19 protein-coding genes are annotated in these 20,359 nt (G+C 71.0%); 13 read left to right on the top strand and 6 right to left on the bottom strand.

The genetic code is table 11. The features are described 5' to 3' along the window. Positions 1 to 20: 20 nt before the first annotated feature. The 6 genes from OQ02_RS21110 to OQ02_RS21085 form a co-directional block, all read right to left on the bottom strand. Positions 21 to 749, bottom strand: coding sequence for an ABC transporter ATP-binding protein (locus OQ02_RS21110; RefSeq protein WP_051772590.1), 729 nt, complete (start codon positions 747 to 749; stop codon positions 21 to 23). After that, positions 739 to 1,470 carry an ABC transporter ATP-binding protein gene (locus tag OQ02_RS21105; protein WP_033440237.1) on the bottom strand — a complete coding sequence of 244 codons (732 nt, stop codon included), beginning with the start codon at positions 1,468 to 1,470 and terminating at the stop codon, positions 739 to 741. The genes OQ02_RS21110 and OQ02_RS21105 overlap by 11 nt, the downstream gene beginning before the upstream one ends. Continuing rightward, positions 1,467 to 2,489, bottom strand: a complete 1,023-nt coding sequence (locus tag OQ02_RS21100) for a branched-chain amino acid ABC transporter permease (RefSeq protein ID WP_033440236.1) — start codon at positions 2,487 to 2,489, stop codon at positions 1,467 to 1,469. The genes OQ02_RS21105 and OQ02_RS21100 overlap by 4 nt, the downstream gene beginning before the upstream one ends. Then, entirely contained in the window at positions 2,473 to 3,351 is an 879-nt protein-coding gene (locus OQ02_RS21095; RefSeq protein ID WP_033440235.1) for a branched-chain amino acid ABC transporter permease, read from the bottom strand. Before OQ02_RS21095 ends, OQ02_RS21100 begins: the two co-directional genes overlap by 17 nt. A gap of 6 nt (positions 3,352 to 3,357) precedes the next feature. After that, the gene (locus OQ02_RS21090; protein WP_231500143.1) at positions 3,358 to 4,584 is read right to left on the bottom strand and encodes an amino acid ABC transporter substrate-binding protein; all 1,227 of its coding nucleotides are present in this window, start codon (positions 4,582 to 4,584) and stop codon (positions 3,358 to 3,360) included. Between the two features lie 148 nt (positions 4,585 to 4,732). Then, positions 4,733 to 5,695 (bottom strand): EamA family transporter, encoded by a 963-nt coding sequence (locus tag OQ02_RS21085; protein ID WP_033440233.1) that lies wholly within the window; start codon positions 5,693 to 5,695, stop codon positions 4,733 to 4,735. A 39-nt stretch (positions 5,696 to 5,734) separates the two neighbouring features. Here OQ02_RS21085 and OQ02_RS21080 point away from each other — a divergent pair, with 39 nt between their 5' ends. The 13 genes from OQ02_RS21080 (at position 5,735) to OQ02_RS21020 (ending at position 19,953) form a co-directional block, all read left to right on the top strand. Further along, positions 5,735 to 6,265 (top strand): CGNR zinc finger domain-containing protein, encoded by a 531-nt coding sequence (locus OQ02_RS21080; protein WP_033440232.1) that lies wholly within the window; start codon positions 5,735 to 5,737, stop codon positions 6,263 to 6,265. Between the two features lie 131 nt (positions 6,266 to 6,396). Continuing rightward, the gene (locus OQ02_RS21075; protein WP_033440309.1) at positions 6,397 to 8,388 is read left to right on the top strand and encodes an NPCBM/NEW2 domain-containing protein; all 1,992 of its coding nucleotides are present in this window, start codon (positions 6,397 to 6,399) and stop codon (positions 8,386 to 8,388) included. Positions 8,389 to 8,544: 156 nt separating this feature from the next. Next, entirely contained in the window at positions 8,545 to 9,801 is a 1,257-nt protein-coding gene (locus tag OQ02_RS21070) for an ATP-grasp domain-containing protein (protein WP_033440231.1), read from the top strand. Beyond that, positions 9,798 to 10,625, top strand: a complete 828-nt coding sequence (locus OQ02_RS21065; RefSeq protein WP_033440230.1) for a Rossmann-like domain-containing protein — start codon at positions 9,798 to 9,800, stop codon at positions 10,623 to 10,625. The genes OQ02_RS21070 and OQ02_RS21065 overlap by 4 nt, the downstream gene beginning before the upstream one ends. A 2-nt stretch (positions 10,626 to 10,627) precedes the next feature. Then, entirely contained in the window at positions 10,628 to 11,689 is a 1,062-nt protein-coding gene (locus OQ02_RS21060; RefSeq protein ID WP_231500142.1) for a cysteine synthase family protein, read from the top strand. Further along, positions 11,686 to 12,693 carry a dipeptide epimerase gene (locus tag OQ02_RS21055; protein ID WP_033440228.1) on the top strand — a complete coding sequence of 336 codons (1,008 nt, stop codon included), beginning with the start codon at positions 11,686 to 11,688 and terminating at the stop codon, positions 12,691 to 12,693. The genes OQ02_RS21060 and OQ02_RS21055 overlap by 4 nt, the downstream gene beginning before the upstream one ends. Continuing rightward, a complete protein-coding gene (locus tag OQ02_RS21050) occupies positions 12,690 to 13,874 on the top strand; it encodes an MFS transporter (RefSeq protein WP_033440227.1) in 1,185 nt (394 codons plus the stop codon). The genes OQ02_RS21055 and OQ02_RS21050 overlap by 4 nt, the downstream gene beginning before the upstream one ends. Further along, the gene (locus OQ02_RS21045; RefSeq protein WP_033440226.1) at positions 13,871 to 14,671 is read left to right on the top strand and encodes a class I SAM-dependent methyltransferase; all 801 of its coding nucleotides are present in this window, start codon (positions 13,871 to 13,873) and stop codon (positions 14,669 to 14,671) included. Before OQ02_RS21050 ends, OQ02_RS21045 begins: the two co-directional genes overlap by 4 nt. Positions 14,672 to 14,692: 21 nt before the next feature. Continuing rightward, a complete protein-coding gene (locus tag OQ02_RS21040; protein ID WP_033440225.1) occupies positions 14,693 to 16,231 on the top strand; it encodes an ABC transporter substrate-binding protein in 1,539 nt (512 codons plus the stop codon). After that, the gene (locus OQ02_RS21035) at positions 16,228 to 17,172 is read left to right on the top strand and encodes an ABC transporter permease (protein WP_033440224.1); all 945 of its coding nucleotides are present in this window, start codon (positions 16,228 to 16,230) and stop codon (positions 17,170 to 17,172) included. Before OQ02_RS21040 ends, OQ02_RS21035 begins: the two co-directional genes overlap by 4 nt. Beyond that, positions 17,169 to 17,939 carry an ABC transporter permease gene (locus tag OQ02_RS41930; protein WP_033440223.1) on the top strand — a complete coding sequence of 257 codons (771 nt, stop codon included), beginning with the start codon at positions 17,169 to 17,171 and terminating at the stop codon, positions 17,937 to 17,939. The genes OQ02_RS21035 and OQ02_RS41930 overlap by 4 nt, the downstream gene beginning before the upstream one ends. Then, positions 17,936 to 19,405 (top strand): ABC transporter ATP-binding protein, encoded by a 1,470-nt coding sequence (locus OQ02_RS21025; protein ID WP_081915812.1) that lies wholly within the window; start codon positions 17,936 to 17,938, stop codon positions 19,403 to 19,405. The genes OQ02_RS41930 and OQ02_RS21025 overlap by 4 nt, the downstream gene beginning before the upstream one ends. Continuing rightward, a complete protein-coding gene (locus tag OQ02_RS21020) occupies positions 19,402 to 19,953 on the top strand; it encodes a GNAT family N-acetyltransferase (protein ID WP_033440222.1) in 552 nt (183 codons plus the stop codon). The genes OQ02_RS21025 and OQ02_RS21020 overlap by 4 nt, the downstream gene beginning before the upstream one ends. The last annotated feature ends 406 nt before the right edge of the window (positions 19,954 to 20,359 follow it).

Here is a 20,359-nt window from a genome sequence, read left to right as displayed (position 1 = left end):
ACGGGACCGGAACGTAGGACTCACGGTGGGGGGTGGCCTAGGTAGAGGTCGCCCAAGCGGGGGTTGGTCAAGAGGGCGGGGGCGGGGCCGCTGAGGTGGACGCGGCCGAGGTCCAGGACGCAGCCCTGGTCGGCGATCTCCAGGGCGCGACGGGCGTTCTGCTCGACCAAGAGCACCGCGGTGCCCGCGTCACGCATGCGCGTGATCTGCTCGAACACGGTCGCGGTCGCCTTCGGGTCCAGGCCCATGGACGGCTCGTCCAGCAGCACGACCCGCGGGCTGACCATCAGCGAACGGGCGAACTCCACCTGCTTCTGCTGCCCGCCCGACAACGCACCGGCCAACGCGTCCCAACGCGCCCCCACCACCGGGAACAGCGTCCGGACGAAGTCCACCCGTTCGGCCACCCGAACCTTGTCCCGCACCGTGTACGCGCCGAGCAGGACGTTCTCCCCCACCGTCATCTCGGGGAACACGCTGTGCCCTTGCAGCACGTGCGACAGACCGGCCGCCAGCAACGACTGCGGCCCACGCCCCGTCACGTCACGCCCGTCGAGCACGATCCGCCCGCCGCGCGGCGCGAGCAGCCCACTGGCCACCTTCAGCACAGTGGACTTCCCCGCGCCGTTCGGCCCGACCAGGCACACCACGGACGCAGGCGGCACGCGCACCGTCAACCCGCGCAGCACCAACGCCGCACGCCCGTACCCGGCCTCGACGTCGACGAGTTCCAGCAGGTCAGCCGCCAAGGTAAGCCGCCAGCACGACGGGGTCGGCGCGCACCGCGTCCGGCGGACCCTCGGCGATCGGACGCCCCCGGTCGAACACGACCACGTGATCGGACAAGCTCATCACCAAGTCCATGTTGTGCTCCACGATCAGGAACGTCCGGCCTTCCGCGTTCAACTCGCGCACCAGCACCCCGATGCGCTCGATCAACGCCGGGTTCACCCCACCGGCGGGCTCGTCCAGCAGGATCGTCTCCGGATCAGCCATCAGCACGCCCGCCAGTTCCAGCAACTTCTGCTGGCCGTACGACAGGTCACGGGCCTCCACGTCGGCCAGGTGCTCGATCCCGACACGGGTCAACAACGCCAGCGCCCGGTCCACATCGGCTTTCAGCCGAGCCGGTGCCAACGCCCGCAACACCGACCCGGGCCGCACCGCCGCCAGCAGGTTCTCCACGGCGGTCAGCCGGGGGAACACCCGGCACAGCTGGAAGCTGCGGCCGATACCCGCGTGCGCGATCTTGTGCGCCCCACGCCCGGTGATGTCACGGCCGTGGTACGTGACCGTGCCCGCGTCCGGTTTCACCATCCCGGTGACGCAGTTGAAGAACGTCGTCTTGCCCGACCCGTTGGGCCCGATCAGCGCGTTGATCCGGCCGTGCCGGAACGTCACCGACGCTTCGTCCACCGCCCGCACGCCGCCGAACGACTTGGTCAGACCCGCGACGCGCAACCCGTTCACCGGCGCACCTCCGCTGCCAACTCCTCCTGCGTGACCTCACGGATGGAAGCCTGCCCGGGACGGAGACGGGCGAGGAGCCCTCGGACAGCGGGGATGATCCCGTCCGGCAGGAACAACACGACCACCGCGAGCAGCACGCCCATCGCGACCAAGTGCATCTGCGTATCGCCGTACTGCGCTTTGAAGAACTCGGTGGCGTACCCGACGACGACCGCGCCGACCAGCGGCCCGAACAGGCTGCGCACCCCGCCGAGCAGGCTCATCAGCACCATGTTCGAGCCCACCAGGATCGAGAACTGGAAGATCGGGTCCAGGAACCCGAACCACAGCGCGTACAGACCACCGCCGAGCGCCGTGAAGAACGCCGACACCACGAACGCCGCCAGCTTGTACCGGACCGTCGGCACGCCGAGCGATCGCGCCTTGTCCTCGTCCTCCCGGATCGCCTTGAGCCCCATCCCGAACCGCGACCGGTCGATCACCCACCAGCACAGCAGCATCACGGCGAGCAGCACGGCGTGCAGGTGGAAGAACCGCTGGTGCTGCTCGGGCCGCAGCACGTCGGCGTCGAACGGGCGCGGCACGCGCAGCCCGTCCGATCCGCCGGTCACCGACTCCCAGCTCTGGAACACCAGCAGCAGGACCAGCACCAACGCGATCGACACGATGACGAACGACGCACCTCGCACCCGCAGCGCGGCGATACCGACAGGCACGGCGAGCACCGCCACCACCAGCCCACCGAGCAGCAGCGCGACCCACGGGTTCACGTCCGCGCGCAGGATCAGCAGCCCGGTGGCGTAGCCGCCCAGACCCGAGTACGCCGCGTGGCCCAGCGAGATGTACCCGGTGAACCCGCCAACGAAGTTCCACGCCGTGGCCAGCACCGCGTAGCTGATGATCACCACGCCGACCGACAGCACGAACGGGTCCGAGGCGAGACCGGGGAACGCGACCACCAGCCCGGCCAGGCCGACCAACCCGGCCGCCTTCACGAAAGTCTCAGAACCGCTGCGCAAGGCGGCCTCCGAAGAACCCCTGCGGACGCAGGATCAGCGTGAGGAACAACGCGGCGTAGAAGAACGTCTGCGCCCACGTCGTGCCGAGCGGGAGCTGGAGCAGGTTCTGGCCGACGCCCAGCACCAACGCCGCGACGGCCGCCCCCGCCACGCTGCCCAGCCCGCCGACCACGATGATCGCCATCAGCGGACCGATCCAGTGCCAGTGCAGTGACGGGTAGATCGTGGAGTCCAACGCCAGCGCGGTGCCGCCGACGGCGGCGGTGGCCAGGCCGAGCCCGAAGCCGAACCCGGCCACCCGGTCGGTGTCCACACCGAGCAGCCGTGCCGCCTCGCGGTGCTGCATCGTCGCCCGCAGCGCCTGGCCGAACCGGGTCACCTTGAGCAGCACGTGCAACCCGGCCAGCGTCACCACGGCCAGCCCGAACGCGATCAGCTTGACCAGCGCGACGCTCGCCCCGAACAGCTCCAGCCGCGCGCCCGAGTAGGACAGCGGGATGCGGCGGTGCGTTCCGCTGAAGACGAACCCCAGCAGGCCTTCCACCACCAGCGCCACGGCGAACGTCAGCAGCACGGACATCATCGTCAACGTCGCCGGGCGCAGCCGTGCCACCAGCAGGCGCTGCACCGCGACGCCGAGGGCGAAGAACAGCGGCACCGTCACGAGCAGCGACAGCATCGGGTCCAGTCCGGTGTGGACGGTGAACGTCCACGCCAGGTACGCGGCCAGCACGAGGAACGCGGAGTGCGCGATCATCACCACCCGCATCACGCCGAAGTAGAGGGTGAGACCGGCGGCCAGCAGGGCGTACAGGCCGCCCATGAGCACGCCCAGGACGAGGCTCTGGAAGACGAGGGACACCCGGTCTCACCACGCGGGCTTCGGGTAGACCAGCTCTGCTTCCTCCGCGTCGGCGGGCAGCACGATGCGGATCTCGCCGCCGACGTACTGCTGGATCAGGTGCGCGCCCTGCGGGCGTCCGACGGCGTCCCACTTCAACGGTCCCACGACGGTCTGCACCTCGTTGCCGTGCAGCCAGTCGATCAGCTTCCGCTGGCACTCCGGGGACGGGTCCGCGCAGCCGGCCGCGTTGACGGCGGCGGCGACGACCTGGCCGGTGGTCCAGGCGTTGGCCTCGTCCTCGGTGGGGGCGGTGTTGTGCTCGCGGGTGTAGAAGTCCACGAACTCATTGTTGGACGGGTAGTCCGCCTCGGGCGTGTAGCCGGTCGGGGACAGGATGCCCTCGGTCTGCGCGCCGATCGCCGCGGGGAACTCCGGATTGGTCGGCGCGGTGGAGAACGCGGCCAGTTTCGGCTGGTAGCCGAGCTGGCGCAACGCGACGATGAGGTTCACCGCGTCCTGGTACTGCGTGCCGCCGACCACGACGTCCGCGCGCGAGTCGGCGATCTTGGCGGCGATGGAGCCGAAGTCGGTGGTGTTGGGCGGGTACACCTCGTCCACCACGGTCCGGATGCCCGCCTCGGCCAGCTTCTCCTTGAGCCCGTTGGCGGTTCCCTGGGCGAACGGGTCGTCCATCGCCGCGTACGCCGCCGTCCTGGGGCGGGTGGCCTCGGGCATCGCGATGATCGCTTCGGCCAGGTGGTCGTAGTGGTCCTGGGCGACGGCGGGCGCGGCGTAGAACAGGTTCTCGAAGCCCTGCTCGAACACCTCGGCCGCGGCGCCCGCCGGTTCGACGAACAGGAAGCCGTAGTCGCGCGCGACCTGCGCGGCCGGGATGACGAGCCGGGTGGAGAACGGGCCGAAGACGAGGTCGACGCGGTCGGAGTTGATGAGCCTCTCGTAGTCGGCGGCGACCCGGTCGGCGTTGGACTGGTCGTCCAGGACGGTCAGCTCGACCTGGCGTCCCAGCAGTCCGCCGTTCTCGTTGACGTGCTTCGCCCAGGCCTCGTAGCCGCGCTGGACGCCCTTGCCGGGTTCGGAGAAGTCGCCGGTCAGCGGTAACGAGACGCCGATCCGGATCGGCCCGTCCCCGCCGCTGCCGCCCTCCGCCGGCCGTCCGCCGAAGCACCCGCCGACCAGCAACGCCGCCACCGCGCCGAGGGCGCCGATCCGCATCCGTCGAGCCAAGTCCATGGTCCACCCGTCGTCGAGGGATCAGGCAAGCGCTTTCCGAGCATAGGAACCACCGCACCCCCTGACAAGCACCCGCGAGAGTCCTACGTTCACGACGCGTGAGTCCTACGCTCAGGACGCGTGAGTCCTACGTTCGGAACACCCGAGTTCAACGCTCAGAACGTGCCACCGGGCGTTCACCGAGCCGAACGGCCACCACCCCGGTCATGATCAACGCGCCGCCGACCAGCTGGATCGCGCCGGGCGCCTCACCGAGCAGCAGCCACGCGAACACCAGCGCCGCCACCACCTCCGTCAACGCCACGAACGACGCCAGCCGCGAGCCGAGCCGACGGGTCGCGGCGATACCGGCCACGTACGCGAGCGCCGCCGTCACCACGCCGAGCGCCACCACCGGCAGCCACCACGCCACGGTGAACCCGCCGAACGCCCCGTCGAACGCCACCGACCCCGTCGACACGACCCAGGGAACGATCCCGACCACACCGGCGAGCACCAACGCGACCCCGCCGAGCAGCAACCCGCCCGCCGCAAGCACGGTCCCCGGCAACCCGTCCCCGTCCCGCGCCGACAGCACGAAGTACGCCGCGGCGCCCACCATCGCGCCCAACGCCCACAGGATGCCGACCGCATCCGCCCGCGCGCCGGACGCCAGGTCCAGCACCAGCGCCAACCCCACCAGCCCGAACACCGCGCCGAGGACCGTCAGCCGACCCGGCCGCTGACCGTGCCGCAGCCACAGCCAGACCACCACCGCGACCGGCGCCGTGTACTCGACCAGCAAGGCGACGCCGACCTCCATGTGCGCCACGGCGTTGAAGAAGGCCAGCTGGCACCCGGCGACCGCGAGCATCCCGTACGCCGTGATCAACGGCGCGGTGCGCCGCAACACCTGCCACCGGCCGCGCAGCTGGACCACGGCGATCGGCGTCAGCACGACGCCCGCCAGCAACACCCGCACCGCCACCGCCGCGGCCGACGACCAGCCCGCGTCCATCAACCCGCTGGCCAACGGCCCGGACATCGCGAACGACGACGCCGACAGCATGGCGAACCCCAAACCGGCCCGCAGCCGCCCAGCCGCCACCCTGTCATGCGTCATCGTCGCCATGACTCATGACGCTATGGACCGGAGCGGTAATCTGTCAATGTGCTCTTCACCCATGACACGACCGCAACGCTGGTCGCCGCGGTCGCCCTCGTGAACTCGGCCGAGGAGCCGGACACGATGACCGAACCGGCTCACGTGGACGCGTTCGTCGCCGAGCACGCCTACACCGGCTCACGCACCCGCGACACCACCGAGCTGAACGCGGTCCGCGCACTGCGCACCACCCTGCGGCGACTCCTGACCAGCGACCGCGACACCGCCGTGGAGATCGTCAACGCGATCCTGGCCGGGCACCACGCCGTCCCCCAGCTCGTGCGCCACGACGGCCTCGACTACCACCTGCACGCCACCGATCCGGCCACCCCGCTCGCCGACCGGATCGCCGTCGACACGGCCATGGCGATGATCGACGTGATCCGGGCGGACGAGCTGAGCAGGCTCTCCGTCTGCGCCGACGACACGTGCGGCGGGCTGGTCCTGGACCTGTCCCGCAACCGATCGCGCCGCTACTGCAGCACCACGTGCGGCAACCGGATCGCCGTGGCGGCCTACCGCGCCCGCAAGGCCTGAATCACCCGGCGAGTTACTACCGCTTGAAAATTAACTCTTGAAAACCTCTCCGCCCACCCCCTAGCGTCAGCGCCGCACTCGACAGGGCGCCGGTCACCTCCCGGTGCTTCCGAGCACCAAGGAGGGTGTTCATGCGTCGTGCTCTAGCGCTGCTCTTATCCGCTCTGCTCCCCCTCTCCGTCACCGTCGAAGCCCACGCCGACACCGGTGCCGACGTTGACGCGACACCCGCGAACACCGCCGTCGACCTGGCGTCCACGCCGCCGATGGGGTGGAACTCGTGGAACAAGTTCGGCTGCGACATCAACGAAGACCTGATCCGGCAGACCGCGGACGCGCTCGCGTCGTCCGGGATGCGCGACGCGGGGTACCGCTACGTCAACATCGACGACTGCTGGATGGCCCGCGAACGCGACACCGGAGGCAGGCTGCAGGCCGACCCGGTCCGCTTTCCCAGCGGTATCAAGGCTTTGGCCGACTACGTCCACGCCAAGGGCCTGAAGCTCGGCATCTACTCCTCCGCCGGCACGCACACGTGCGCGGGCTTCCCGGCCAGCCTCGACCACGAGGACGTCGACGCGCGGACGTGGGCCGACTGGGGCGTGGACTACCTCAAGTACGACAACTGCTTCAACGAGAACCGCCCCGCCCTCGACCGGTACCGCGCGATGGGTGAAGCCCTGCGCAAGACGGGCCGGGACATCGTCTACAGCTTGTGCGAGTGGGGTCAGAACAAGCCGTGGGAGGGCCTGGGCCGGGAGGTCGGCGGCCACCTGTGGCGGACCACCGGCGACATCTCCGACAACTGGACGTCCGTGATGGGCATCCTCGACCAGCAGGTCGGTCTGGAGCAGTACGCGGGCCCGAACGGCTGGAACGACCCGGACATGCTGGAAGTCGGCAACGGCGGCATGACCGACGTCGAGTACCGCGCCCACTTCGCGCTGTGGGCCGTGCTCAACGCGCCGCTGATCGCGGGCAACGACGTCCGCTCGATGGACGACGCGACCAAGCGCATCCTGCTCAACCGCGACCTGCTGGACGTCGACCAGGACTGGTCCGGCGCACAGGGGCGCAAAATCCGCGACGACGGCGACCAGGAGGTCTGGGCCAAGCGCATGTCCGACGGCTCGGTCGCGGTGGTCCTGCTCAACCGCGGCACGGGCAACGCCGCCGTCGGCGCGACCGCCGCCGAACTCGGCCTGCCCGCCGCCCGCGCGTACCGGGTCAAAGATCTGTGGAGCAAGGAAGAGCACGCGAGCGCCGGCACGATCCGCGGCGCGGTCCCGGCGCACGGCGCGGTCGCCTACCGGGTGTGGACGGGCGGCGCGAAGCTCGCACCGCTGACCTCCTTCACGCTCACCGGACCGGAACTGGTCGAGGCCGGCCGCCCGTTCACGGTCTCCACGAGCCTGGTCAACGACGGCACGTCACCGCTGACGGCGGCCAGGGTGCAGCTCCAGGTGCCGGACGGCTGGGTGCTCGACGGCAGCCCGGTGCGCGAGACGCCGTCCGTGCGGCCGGGCGACGGCTTCACGGCCACCTGGACCGTCGAGGCCAGGCCGATCACCACGATCACCGCCGCCGCGACGGTGAAGATCACGGCGGCGGCCGGCTACCGCACCACAGCGGGTGCGCAGGCCCGCTGGAGCGAGGTCGCGCCGCCTCTCGTGACCGCCCCGCCCCAGGGCGTCAACGGCGTTTCCGGTCTCCCGTTCGTGTCCGAGCTCAACGGGTGGGGGCCGGTGGAGCGCGATCGCAGCAACGGCGAGCAGTCCGCCGGCGACGGCCGGACGATCAGCATCGGCGGGGTCGAGTACGCCACCGGCCTCGGCGTGCACGCCACCTCCTCCGTCCGCATCTACCTGGGTTTCGCGTGCACGGCGTTCTCCGCACGGGTGGGCGTGGACGACGAGAAGGAAGGCCGGGGCAGCGTCGCCTTCCGGGTCGTGGGCGACGGCCGTGAACTCGCCGCCACCCCGGTCCTGACGGGCGGCTCGGCGGCCGTGCCGATCGACGCCGACCTGACCGGCGTGCGGATGCTCGACCTCCAGGTCACCGATGGCGGGAACGGCAACGACTCCGATCACGCCGACTGGGCGTCCGCCGCCATCACCTGCTGAACGACCGCTCGCCCATGGCGCCACCCCCGACTCGGGGGGTGGCGCCATTTTCGTGCGCCGGCGTGAGTCACATCACTCGATTGGCGGGAACCTAACGACACTGATAATGATTACCATTCCTTGGTCCCGGTCGGCCGTCCCCTCGGAGGAGCACGCGTGGCGCACTTGTTGATGATCGAGAGCTGGGTCGGCGCGATGAGTTCGCTGCTGCCACGGGCGATCCACGAGTCAGGCCACCGGTTCACCTTCCTCACCCGCGACCTGCACCACTACCTGCGCGCCGCGCCGTCCCACCCGCACCCGTTGCTGGCGGCGGACAACGTGCTCACCACCGAGACCAACGACCTGCCCGCACTGCTGTCCTATGTGGAGCGCATGCACGAAGTGCTCTCGTTCGACGGCGTGATCTCCTCCTGCGACTACTACCTCTCCACCGTCGCCGCGGTCGCCGCGCACCTGAACCTGCCCGGCCCCGATCCGCAGGCCGTGGAACGCGCCTACCGCAAGGACCTCACCCGCACGACCACGCGGGACGCGGGCGTGCCCGGCCCCCGGTTCGCCCTCACCCAGGACTGGCCCGCCACCGCGAAGGCCGCCGCCGAGCTGGGCTACCCGCTGGTGGTCAAGCCGGTGGACCTGTGCGCCGGGATGCACGTCCGCGCGGTGCGGGACGAGGCCGCGCTGCGCGAGGCGTTCCTGGCCCTGGAGGCGTTCCCGGTGAACGCTCGCGGCCAGAAGCGGGTGCCGACCGTGCTGCTCGAAGAGCTGCTCGTCGGCCCCGAGGTGAGCGTGGAGACCGTGACGGTGGACGGCATCACGCACGTGGTCGGCGTGACGGACAAGAGCCTGGCCGGACACCCGTGGTTCGTGGAGAGCGGCCACGTGTTCCCGGCCGACCTGGACAAGGTCGACCGCGCGGCGGCCATCGACACGGCCGTCGCGGCGATCGAAGCGCTCGGCCTGGACGCCGCCGTGGCGCACACCGAGGTCAAGCTGACCGCCGACGGCCCCCGGCTGATCGAGGTCAACCCGCGCCCGGCGGGCAACCGGATCACCGAGCTGGTCCGCCGCGTGACGGGCATCGACCTGCCTTCCGTGTTCACCCAACTCGCCGTCGGCCACCAGCCGGACCTGCGGGCACGGGAGACCGGTGTGCGCAGCGCGGCCGTCTCGTTCCTCCTGCCGCCGCACGCCGGGGTGCTGGCCGGGATCGACGGCGTCGACGCCCTGGCCGTGAACCCCGACGTGGTCGACTGGGCGCTGAAGGGCGCCGGACACCGCGCCGGCGAGCCGACCAGCAACAACAGCTACCTCGGCCACGTCATGGTCACCTCGCCGGACGCCGACGCGCGGACCCGGGCGGAACGCGTCGTCGGCACGCTGGAAGTCCGGTACGCCGAGGGCGCGGAATGACGGCCCGGTCGGACCACCGCGCGCCGACCGACGTCGCGGAACTCGTCGCGCTGGCCCGTTCGGGCGTGATCGGACCCGATCCGGCCGAGTGCCGGGTCAGCGTCGCGTTCACCACGACGCAAGGCGCCCGGCACGTCTCTCGCGGTCGGGCGTACCGCAACACCGTGATCAGCGTCCGGGTCGGTGAAGCGGTCGGATCGTGCGCGGTCGAGCCCGACCGGACGGGAGCGGACGTGACGGACTGCGTCGGCGAGGCGGTCGCGGACCTGCTCACCCACCCCGACGCCGCGATCCGGACGGCGGTGCTGGACGCGTACCTGATGAACGCGCACCCGCACGAGTCGTCCGCGCGGCAGGTGGTGGTCGGACCGGGTGACTCGCTGGCCAAGTCGATGGCACGGGCGTCCGCCGTCGTGGACCTGCTGGACGCCGTGCCCGGACAGCGGGTGCTGGTCGTGGGCGTGGTGAACTCGCTGCTGCACCACCTGCGCGCGCGTGGCCTGCGGTACGTGCCGTGCGACCTCAAGGGTGGTCGCACCGAGTGGGACGAGCCGGTCGTGACCGACGCCGAGGCCGCCGTCGCGGACTGCGACCTGGTGCTGGCCTCGGGGATGACGGTCGGCAACGGCAGCTTCGAACCGCTGCTGCGCACGGCGGTCGCCGCCGGCCGGCCGGTCGTGGTGTTCGCCCAGACCGCGAGCGCGATCGTGCCGTGGTTCCTCGGTTCGGGCGTCACGGCGGTGTCGGCGGAGCCGTACCCGTTCTTCTGGCTGCACGGCGGCCCGACCACCCTGCACCACTACCGAGCCGAACGGGTCGGGTGACCGTGCTGCCTCCTCGCCGGAACCGCTACCTGCTCGACCTGCTGGGCAACACGCCCGTCGCGCGCATCGACACCCCGCTCCCCCACCGCCACGGCGGTTTCTGGGCGAAGCTGGAGTGCCTGAGCGCGGGCGGGATGAAGGCGCGTTCGGCCGTCGCGATGCTGCTGGCGGCCCGTGAACGCGGTGAACTGCGTCCGGGCGCGGTCGTCGTGGAGTCGACCAGCGGCACCCTGGGGCTCGGGTTGGCGTTCGCCGGCCAGGCGTTGGGGCACCCGGTCGTGCTGGTGGTCGACCACGAGCTGGAACCGTCGATGCGCGCGCTGCTGCACGCCCACGGCGCACGGCTGGAGATCGTGGACCGGCCGCACCCGACCGGTGGCTGGCAGCAGGCCAGGCTGGACCGGCTCCGGTCGGTGCTGCGCGGGCTGCCGGGCGCGTACTGGCCGGACCAGTACAACAACCCGGACAACCCCGCCGGGTACACGGGTCTCGCCAAGGAGCTGGCCGCTCAGGTGGACCGCGCCGACGTGCTCGTGTGCAGCGTGGGCACCGGCGGGCACAGCGCCGGGGTCGTCGCCGCCTTGCGCCGCTACTGGCCGGACGTGCGGCTGATCGGCGTGGACACGGTCGGCTCGACGATCTTCGGCCAGCCCGCCCGGTCTCGGGTGATGCGCGGGCTGGGCAGCAGCATCCACCCGCGCAACGTCGCCTACGAGGAGTTCGATGAGGTGCACTGGCTGGGTCCGGTGGAGGTGGTCGACGCCTGCCGCCGGTTGGCGCGGGACTGCTTCGTCACCGGCGGGTGGAGCACGGGCGCGGTCGCGCTGGTGGCGGCGTGGGTGGCGCGCGTCGAGCCGGGCACCACCGTGGTGACGATCTTCCCGGACGGGCCGCACCGCTACCTCGGCACCATCTTCGACGACGATTTCTGCCGGTCACGCGGTCTGCTGGGCACGCCGGAGGACCGACCGGTGGAGATCGCGGACACCGCCGAGATCGAGGTCACCAGCTGGGCCAGGTGCCGCTCGGTGTACGCGCCGAAGGCAGTCGGGGTGCCCGCGTGAAGCTCGACTGGACGGTGTACGGGTTGGAGTTGCGGTCGCCGCTGCGCATCTCGCGGTCGGTGATGGCCCGGCGTGACGCGGTGCGCGTGGTGATCGAGTGCGACGGGTCGCGCGGTCACGGCGAGGTGGTGACGAGCCAGTACTACGGGCTGGACGTCGAACGGATCACCGGGCTGTTGCGTGACTTGGCGCCGGTGGTGGCCGAGTGCGCCGACCCCGCCGAGTTGACGTTGCCGGAGCTGCCGCCGGGTGTGCTGGCCGCCGTGGACACCGCGCTGCACGACTTGAGGGCGTTGCGGCAGGGGGTTCCGGTGCACCGGCTCGTCGGCGTTCCACAGTGGACCGACGTGCCGACGGCCTACACGATCGGCATCGGTGCCCCTGCGAGCGCCGCCTCGCAGGCCGCCGACCTGGCCGCGCGCGGGTTCACCGTGCTGAAGGTCAAGGTCGGCTCGGAGCACGACGTGGCCACGGTCGACGCGGTCCGGGTCGCCGCGCCGGAAGCCCGGCTCATCCTCGACCCCAACGGCGGGTGGACCGCCGAGCAGGCCGTGCGAGTGGTCGACCAGCTCACCGGCGTCGACGCCCTGGAGCAGCCGATCGCGCCCGGCCAGTGGGACGAGCTGGCGTGGCTGCGCGAGCGGTGCCCAGTGCCGTTGATCGCGGACGAGGATGCGGCGACGGCGGACGACGTGCGGGCGCTGGCGGGGCTGGTCGACGGGGTGAACGTCAAGCTGGCCAAGTGCGGCGGGATCACCGCCGCCCGCGAGATCATCGATGTCGCCCGCGCGTCCGGCCTGGACGTGATGCTCGGCTGCCTGGTGGCCAGCTCGCTCGGCATCGCGCCGGCCGTGCACCTGACCGGCTACGCCCGCTGGGTCGACCTGGACGGCCACCTCCTGCTCGCGGACGACCCGTGGACCGGCATCGGCGGTGAGGACGGCACGCTGCGGCTGTCGGGCGCGCCCGGTCTCGGCGTGACACCCGGGGTCGAGCACCGATGAAGCGCTTCCCGCTGTCGGTGCGCGTGCTGCTGGTCAACCAGTTCGGCGTGAACACCGGCTTCTACCTGCTCATCCCCTACCTGGCCACGCACCTGGGCGACCTCGGCCTGTCGGTGGCGACGATCGGCCTGGTGCTCGGCGTGCGGACGTTGAGCCAGCAGGGGCTGTTCCTGCTCGGCGGCTCGGCGTCCGACCGGCTCGGGCCGCGTCGCGTGATCATCGCGGGCTGCGCGGTGCGAGCGGTCGGGTTCGGGCTCTTCGCGGCGGGCGGATCGGTGGTGCTGCTGCTGGCCGCGTCCGTCCTCAGTGGACTGGCCGGTGCGCTGTTCAACCCGGCCGTCCGCGCCTACATCGCCGAGGAGTCGGCGGACCGCGCGGGGGCGTTCGCGCTGTTCAACATCTACGGGCAGGCGGGTGCGCTGACGGGTCCGCTGCTCGGCAGCCTGCTCATGCTGTGGGACTTCAGGCTCGCGGCGCTGGTGGCGGCCGGGATCTTCGCCGTGCTGACGGTCGTGCAGGCGGTCGTGCTGCCCGCCCGACCGGCCCCGCCGCACCAGGGCACCGTGCTGGACGACTGGCGCGAGTGCCTGGCCGACCGCAGGTTCCTGGCGTTCACGGGTGCGCTCACCGGCATGTTCGTGCTCCAGAACCAGCTCTACCTCGTGCTGCCGCTGGAAGCGCGGCGGCTGACGGACTCCGCGCTCGCCGTCGCGGCGTTGTTCCTGGTGTCCACCATCGCCACCCTGCTGTTCCAGGTGCGCATCACGCGCTGGTTGAAGCGGGTGGCGCGCGGCCGGGCCATCGCGCTCGGGCTCGCCGTCATGGGAACCGGGTTCGTCGCGACGGCGGTCGGCCACGTCGGCCCGCTCGGCGGCATCACGCCCGTGCTGGTCGCGACGCTGCTCCTGTCGGTCGGCGTGATGATCGCGCAGCCGTTCGTCTACGACCTGATCCCGGAGTTCGGACGGGCGGGCTTGTCGGGCACCTACTTCGGCGTGTTCTACCTGGTCTCGGGGGTCGCGGCGGCGTTGGGCAACGCGGCCATCGGCTGGGTGTTCGGCCGGTCCGGCTGGCTGGCGTCGCTGCTGTGCGTGGTGGTCGGTGTCGGCTGCGCGGCGGCCGTGGCCTGGTTGCACCGACGTGGCGTGCTGACCGTGGAACGACCGGAGGTGGCCCGATGACGCTGTACGACAACCCGGCCGGCGAGAACCTGTTGACCGACAACCCCGCGCTCTACGAGCACCAGTTCCCCGATCCCGACCACGTCGCCGCCCGGTTCGCGCACGACGTCGTGACCAGGTTCGGCGGCCGGACCGGCGACCTCTTGGACGTCGGCTGCGGCACCGGTCGCGACGCCGGTCACCTGGCCGGCCTCGGCTACCGGGTGGTCGGGCTGGACAGCTCGGAGCGGATGGTCGAGCACGCCCGCGAGCACCACCCGGCGGTCACGTTCGTGCTCGGCGACATGCGGACGTTCTGGCTCGGCCGCCGCTTCGACGTGATCACGTGCCTGGACAGCGCGCTGCTCTACTGCCACACGAACTCCGACCTGGACGCCTTCCTGCGCCGTTGCCGCGACCACCTCTCGCCCGGTGGCCTGCTGGTGGCGGAGATGCGCAACGGCGCGTTCTTCCTCGGCAACACCGAACTGCTCGACGGCACCCGCACCCGCACCGTCGTCTGGGAGGGCGTGTCGTACACCTCCCACACCCGGCTCTGGATCGACCACGCCGCGCAGTTGCTGCGCCGGCGGCGCGAGTGGTGGTGGCCCGGCGCCCAGCCGCTCGTGCAGCGCTCGGCGTGGCGACTGCTGTTCCCCCAGGAACTCCGGCGCGTCCTGGACCAAGCCGGGTTCGACGTGCTGGCCCTGTTCGACTCGCCGGGGCCGCGCACCGACGACCCGTGGACCGCCGACGCCGAGTTGGGCGAAGAGCTCTCCGGTGACCGACTGCACCTCGTCGCGCGCCTCCGCCACTGACGTCACTGAAAGGAATCGACCATGCACGCCCTCAACCGCCGCGGCTTCCTCGGTCTCACCGCCGGCCTCTCGATCGCCACCCTCACCGGGTGCGGCACCACCGGTGCCCAGACGTCCGCCCCTTCCACGCCCCGCGCCGGCGGCCGACTGCGCGCGGCGTTCGCGGGCGGTGGGGCCAAGGAGGTGCTGGACCCGCACCTGGCGAACCTGTTCGTGGAGGCGGCCCGTTCCAAGGCGCTGTACGACAAGCTCGCCGACCTGGGTCCGGACGTCTCCGCGCAGCCCAGACTCGCCGAGAAGTGGGAGCCGGACACCACACTCACCCGCTGGCGGATCACCCTGCGCCAGGCCACGTTCCACAACGGGCAGCCGGTGCGCGCGGAGGACGTGCTGGCCAGCTACGCCCGCATCCTCGACTCCAACCGCGCGTTCCGGGCCAAGTCCAGCCTCGCGCTGATCGACCTGGCGAACAGCCGCGCGGTGGACGACCGGACGGTGGAGTTCGCGCTGCAACGGCCGTTCGTCGAGTTCCCCAACGTGCTGGCCGCTTTCGGCGCGTACATCGTGCCCGCCGGCGCCGAGGACTTCACGGCGCCGGTCGGCTCCGGACCGTTCAGCTTCGTGTCGTTCGAGCCCGGCAAGTCGGTGCTGCTCAAGCGCAACGCCGAGTACTGGGAGGGCGCGCCGCACCTGGACGAGCTGGAGTTCGTGATCGCCAACGAGGAGTCGGCGCGGACGAACGCGCTGCTCGGCGGCCAGGTGGAGTACGCGCACGACCTCACCCCGACCACCGCCCGCAGCCACACCGGCAGCGACCGGCTGGCGATCCACCGCGCGCCCAACAGCGCCGTGCAGGCGTTCGCGATGAAGGTGGACCGGCCGCCGTTCGACAACCGGGACCTGCGCGAGGCGATGTTCCTGCTGGCCGACCGCCCGCAGTTGGTGGAGTCGGTGCTCGCGGGTGCGGGGCAGGTGGGCAACGACCTGTTCGGCAAGGGCTACCAGCACTACGCCGACGACATCCCGCAGCGGACGCGTGACCTGGACAAGGCGAAGTTCCTGATCCGCCGGGCCGGCGCCGAGGGGCTGACGGTCAAGCTGGACACGTCGACCGCCGCGGCCGGGATGGTGGAGGCCGCCACGGTGTTCGCCGACCAGGTCAAGGGATCGGGGCTGACCATCGAGGTGGTCACCGGCAACAAGGACAGCTACTGGGCCGACACGTTGAAGAACGGCTCGATGTCGAGCTTCCGGTCCGGTGCGATGCCGATCGAGACGCACGTCGCGCAGCGGCTGCTGAGCGGTTCGGGCACCAACGTGACCAAGTGGGCACGTCCTGAGTTCGACGCGCTCTACGACCGTGCGGTGTCCACTGTGGAGGCCGGTGAGCGCTCCTCGGTCTACCGCGACATGCAGCGTTCCCTGCACGCCGAGGGCGGGTACCTGATGTGGGGCTTCGCGGACTGGATCGTCGGTGCCGCGCCGAACGTCGGCGGCATCTCCACGGCGCCCGCGAACACGCTGGACTGGGCGCGGTTCGACAAGGTGTGGTTGGGGTGAGCCTGCGCCGGTACGCTCTTCGGCGGCTGGCCATCGGTCTCGTACAGGTTCTCGCCGTCGTCACCGTGGTGTTCCTGCTGGTGCAGGCGCTGCCGGGGGACGCCGCGGTGGCGTTGGCGGGCGACAACCCGGATCCACGGCGGATCGAGGAGATCCGGGTCGCGATGGGGCTCGACCGGCCCGCGCTCGACCGGTTCGGCTCGTGGCTGTGGGGTCTGGCGCACGGGGACTTCGGGGTGTCGTTGTTCTCCGGTCGGCCGGTGGCCGAGTTCCTGCACGACGGGCTCGGGCCGACGCTCGTACTGGCGCTGTTGGCTTTGGTGCTGCTGATTCCGCTGTCGGTGCTGCTCGGTGTGCTGGCGGCGTTGCGCGAGGGCGGGCCGTTGGACCGGGTGGTCACGACCGTGACGGTGGGTTTGCACTCGATCCCGGAGTTCGCGCTCGCCGTGGTGCTGATCGCGGTGTTCGGGGTGCAGCTGCGGTGGTTGCCGCCGACTGCGGTGGGTGCGGACCTGCTCGCGTCACCGGCCGTGCTGGTGTTGCCGCTGGTGGTGCTGATCGCCCGGCCGTTGTGCTCGATCAGCCGGCTGGTGCGGGCGGGGATGATCGACGCGCTCGCGTCGGACCACGTCCGGCACGCTCTTCGGCTGGGGATCGGGGTGACGCGGGTCCGCTTCGCGCACGCCCTCCCGTCCGCTCTGGCGCCGGCCGTGCAGCAGGTGGCGCGGACCGTCGACTGGCTGCTCGGCGGTGTGATCGTGGTCGAGGCGGTGTTCGTCATCCCCGGGTTGGGGACGATCCTGGTGGACGCGGTCGCGGGCCGTGACCTGCCGGTGGTGCAGGGCTTGGCGGTGGTCTTCGCGGTCACCACGGTGGTGGTGAACCTGGTCGCCGACCTCGTGGTGTTCCGGCTCGCGCCGCGATCGGTGGCGATTGCATGAGGGGCGTCGGTGCGCTGCTCGTCGTGGTGCCGTTGGCGTTGGCGCTGCTCGGGCCGTTGTTCGTGCCGGATTCGCTGACGCGCGGGGCGCCGTTCGTGGCGAACTCGTCGTTGGGCACGGACTTCGTGGGCCGGGACGTGTGGCACCAGGTGCTCGCCGGTGGGCAGACGGTGGTGTTGGTCGCGTTGCTGGCGACGTTGCTCTCCTACCTGGTCGGTGTGCCTTGGGGCGTGGTGGCCGCCATGTCGCGTGTTCGGATCGTCGACGAGGTGCTGATGCGGCCATTGGATTTGCTGCTCGCGGTGCCGTCGCTGCTCGTGCTGATCCTGGTGGCGGCCATTGCCGGGCCGGGCCTGTCGGTGCTCGTCCTGGTCGTTGCTCTGGTGAATTTTCCTGATGTGGCGCGGATTTCGCGGGCTGCCGCGTTGGAGATCTCCGGGCGTCCGGCGTTGGAGGCGATGCGGTTGCAGGGCGAGACGTGGTGGCGGACGTCCATCGTCTACACGGGACGGTCGATGCTGCGGACGTTGGCAGCCGACTCGGGCGTGCGGCTGACCGGGGCGCTGTACTTGGTGGCGTCGGCCAGTTTCCTGGGGGTCGGCGTGGCTCCGGACGCGGCGGACTGGGCGGTGATGGTCGACCGGAACCGGGTGGGGCTGTTCCTCCAGCCGTGGGCGGTGGTCGTGCCGGCGTTGCTGATCGTGGCGTTGTCGGTGGGGCTGAACCTGGTGTTCGACCGTGCGCTGCGGGCGGAGGCTCGGGCATGACCGTGGTGCGGGTCGAGGGTCTGCGTGCGGTGGCGGGGTCGCGGACGTTGGTCGACGGGGTGAGCTTCGCCCTGTCCGCCGGGCGGGTGGTCGCCCTGGTGGGTGCTTCCGGTAGCGGGAAGACGACGACCGGGTTGGCGTTGCTGGGCGAGCACGGGCCAGGGGTGTCGGTGAGTGGGCAGATCACGGTGTCGGGGCGGGTTGGGTTCGTGCCGCAGCAACCGTCGGCCGCTTTGAACCCGGTTCGGCGGCTGGGTGGGGTGTTCCGGGAGATCGCGGCGTTGCACCCCGGTGATCGCGACTCGTTGATCTCGACTGCTTTGCGGCGGGCGCGGGTGCCGGTGGAGTTGCTGCGGCGGTACCCGCACGAGCTGTCGGGTGGGCAGCAGCAGCGGGTGGTGCTCGCGCAGGCGTTGGTGGGTGATCCGGCGGTTCTCGTCGCGGACGAGCCCACCACTGGTCAGGACCCGATCACGCGGGCGGAGGTGGTGGACGAGCTGGCGGCGGTGGTGGCGCAGGGAGTCGCGCTGGTGCTGCTGACGCACGACTTGGACGTGGTGCGTGCGCTGGCGGACGAGGTGGTCGTGCTGCGTGCGGGTCAGGTGGTGGAGGCGGGGTCGACGGACGACGTCCTCACACGCCCCCGTTCGCCTTACACCGCCGCTCTGGTCGCTGCCCAGCCTCGCGTGACCGTGCCTTCGGCGGGGCCGCCTCGTGCGCCTCGGCTGGAGACCCGTTCGCTGACCGCACGGCACCGGTCCACGGCGGTGTTGCGTTCCGTGGACGTGCAGGTGGGTGCGGGTGAGCGGCTGGCGGTCGTGGGTCGGTCGGGGAGTGGGAAGACGACTCTGGCGCGGTGTGTCGCCGGCCTGCATCCCACGTTCGAGGGGGACGTGCTGCTGGACGGTCGACCGTTGCCGCGGTCGTTGCGGCGGCGTTCGCGGGGGCAGTTGGCTGCGGTGCAGTACGTGTTCCAGGACGCCCGTGCTTCGTTCGACGCGTATCGGACGGTGCTGGACCAGGTCAGTCGGACTGCCGTGCGGCTGGGTGGGGTCGCCGACGCCCGGGCGCTGGCGTTGACGGAGCTCGCCGCGGTGGGGTTGGACGAGGCGACCGTGACGCGGCGGCCGGCGGCGTTGTCGGGTGGTGAGTTGCAACGGGCTGCCTTGGTGCGCGCGCTCCTCGCCCGGCCGGACGTGCTGGTGTGCGACGAGATCACGTCCGGTCTGGACACCCTGACGCAGGCCCGGCTGCTCGATCAGCTCGCGCGATTGACGTGCACTTTGGTGCTGATCAGCCACGACTTGGCCGTCGTCGCACGGCTGGCGGACCGCGTCGCCGTGCTGCACCAGGGAGACCTTGTCGAGCACGGTGCGGCGGTCGACGTGCTGGGCTCCCCCACCCACCCGGTGACCATCGGCCTGCTGGGCCGTTCGTTGGAAGGAACAGAGGAGAAGAGGACATGACCGAGTACCACCGTGAAGTGGGGCCTTACGAGGTCCGCCGGGCGCTTTCGGCTGATCTGCCGGGAGCGCGCAGTGTCATGCTGGACACGTTCTACCAGGAGTTCGGGTACGGGTACCGGCCCGAGTGGCACGGTGACGTGATCGACTTGGAAGGTGCGTACGTGCGGCCGGCGCGGCACGCGCTGTTCGTGGCAGTCAAGGGCGACGAGGTGGTCGCGACCACCGGTGTCCGTGCGACGGCGCCGTCCAGCCCCCCGCACCCGGCTTGGCTCGCCGCCCGTTACCCGGAGCCGACCACCGCCCAGATGTTCCGGGTGTACGTGCGGCCGGATCATCGGCGGTGTGGGCTGGCGCGGGCGTTGGTCGACATGGCGACGGCGTTCGTGGCGGACACGCCGGGGTATGAGCGCCTGTACCTGCACACCGATACGCGGATCGCGGGGGCCGAGCCGTTCTGGCGGTCGGTGGCCGAGGAGGTGCACGACGCCCGTGACGGTGACCCGATTACCTTCCAAACCGTCCACTTCGAGATCCCGTTGGGACGCTGAGGTCTACGTGGTGAGCAGGTATTCCCTGCTCACCACGAAGCTTCGGCGACCCGAGTTCACGTGACGCACCCTCGCGCGCTGGGACCATATCCCACATGATGGCTGTGATCTCACCCAACGAAACTGAAGCGTCGTTGACCTTGCCGGCGGTGTAGTCCAACGTCTCCGCTGTCGACACCACTTGTGATCCTGTAGCCCGTCACCCGACTTGACGTTGACCGAGGCAACAATCGGGCGGCATCCTCAGAGAGGACCCACACGCGCGCGACCTGCATGGACTACATTTTCGGACAGGCACAGGTTCCGCACACCGACGCCCTGCGCGCTGCTGTTGCCGCGCTTGTCGGAGATGCCCGCCATCAGACGTTCACGCTCCTGCCCGACGCCCGACGCCCGACGCGCGCCC

It is taken from the genome of Saccharothrix sp. NRRL B-16314 (genome assembly GCF_000716595.1).
Taxonomy (GTDB): Bacteria; Actinomycetota; Actinomycetes; order Mycobacteriales; family Pseudonocardiaceae; genus Actinosynnema.
This window is presented reverse-complemented; position numbering and strand designations above follow the sequence as displayed.

Bases quoted from the DNA above. Each gene is read 5' to 3' on its own strand.
- OQ02_RS21090 (WP_231500143.1), bottom strand. From the start codon at position 4,584: ATGGACTTGGCTCGACGGATGCGGATCGGCGCCCTCGGCGCGGTGGCG.
- OQ02_RS21085 (WP_033440233.1), bottom strand. From the start codon at position 5,695: ATGGCGACGATGACGCATGACAGGGTGGCGGCTGGGCGGCTGCGGGCC.
- OQ02_RS21075 (WP_033440309.1), top strand. From the start codon at position 6,397: ATGCGTCGTGCTCTAGCGCTGCTCTTATCCGCTCTGCTCCCCCTCTCC.
- OQ02_RS21065 (WP_033440230.1), top strand. From the start codon at position 9,798: ATGACGGCCCGGTCGGACCACCGCGCGCCGACCGACGTCGCGGAACTC.
- OQ02_RS21050 (WP_033440227.1), top strand. From the start codon at position 12,690: ATGAAGCGCTTCCCGCTGTCGGTGCGCGTGCTGCTGGTCAACCAGTTC.
- OQ02_RS21045 (WP_033440226.1), top strand. From the start codon at position 13,871: ATGACGCTGTACGACAACCCGGCCGGCGAGAACCTGTTGACCGACAAC.
- OQ02_RS21040 (WP_033440225.1), top strand. From the start codon at position 14,693: ATGCACGCCCTCAACCGCCGCGGCTTCCTCGGTCTCACCGCCGGCCTC.
- OQ02_RS41930 (WP_033440223.1), top strand. From the start codon at position 17,169: ATGAGGGGCGTCGGTGCGCTGCTCGTCGTGGTGCCGTTGGCGTTGGCG.
- OQ02_RS21025 (WP_081915812.1), top strand. From the start codon at position 17,936: ATGACCGTGGTGCGGGTCGAGGGTCTGCGTGCGGTGGCGGGGTCGCGG.
- OQ02_RS21020 (WP_033440222.1), top strand. From the start codon at position 19,402: ATGACCGAGTACCACCGTGAAGTGGGGCCTTACGAGGTCCGCCGGGCG.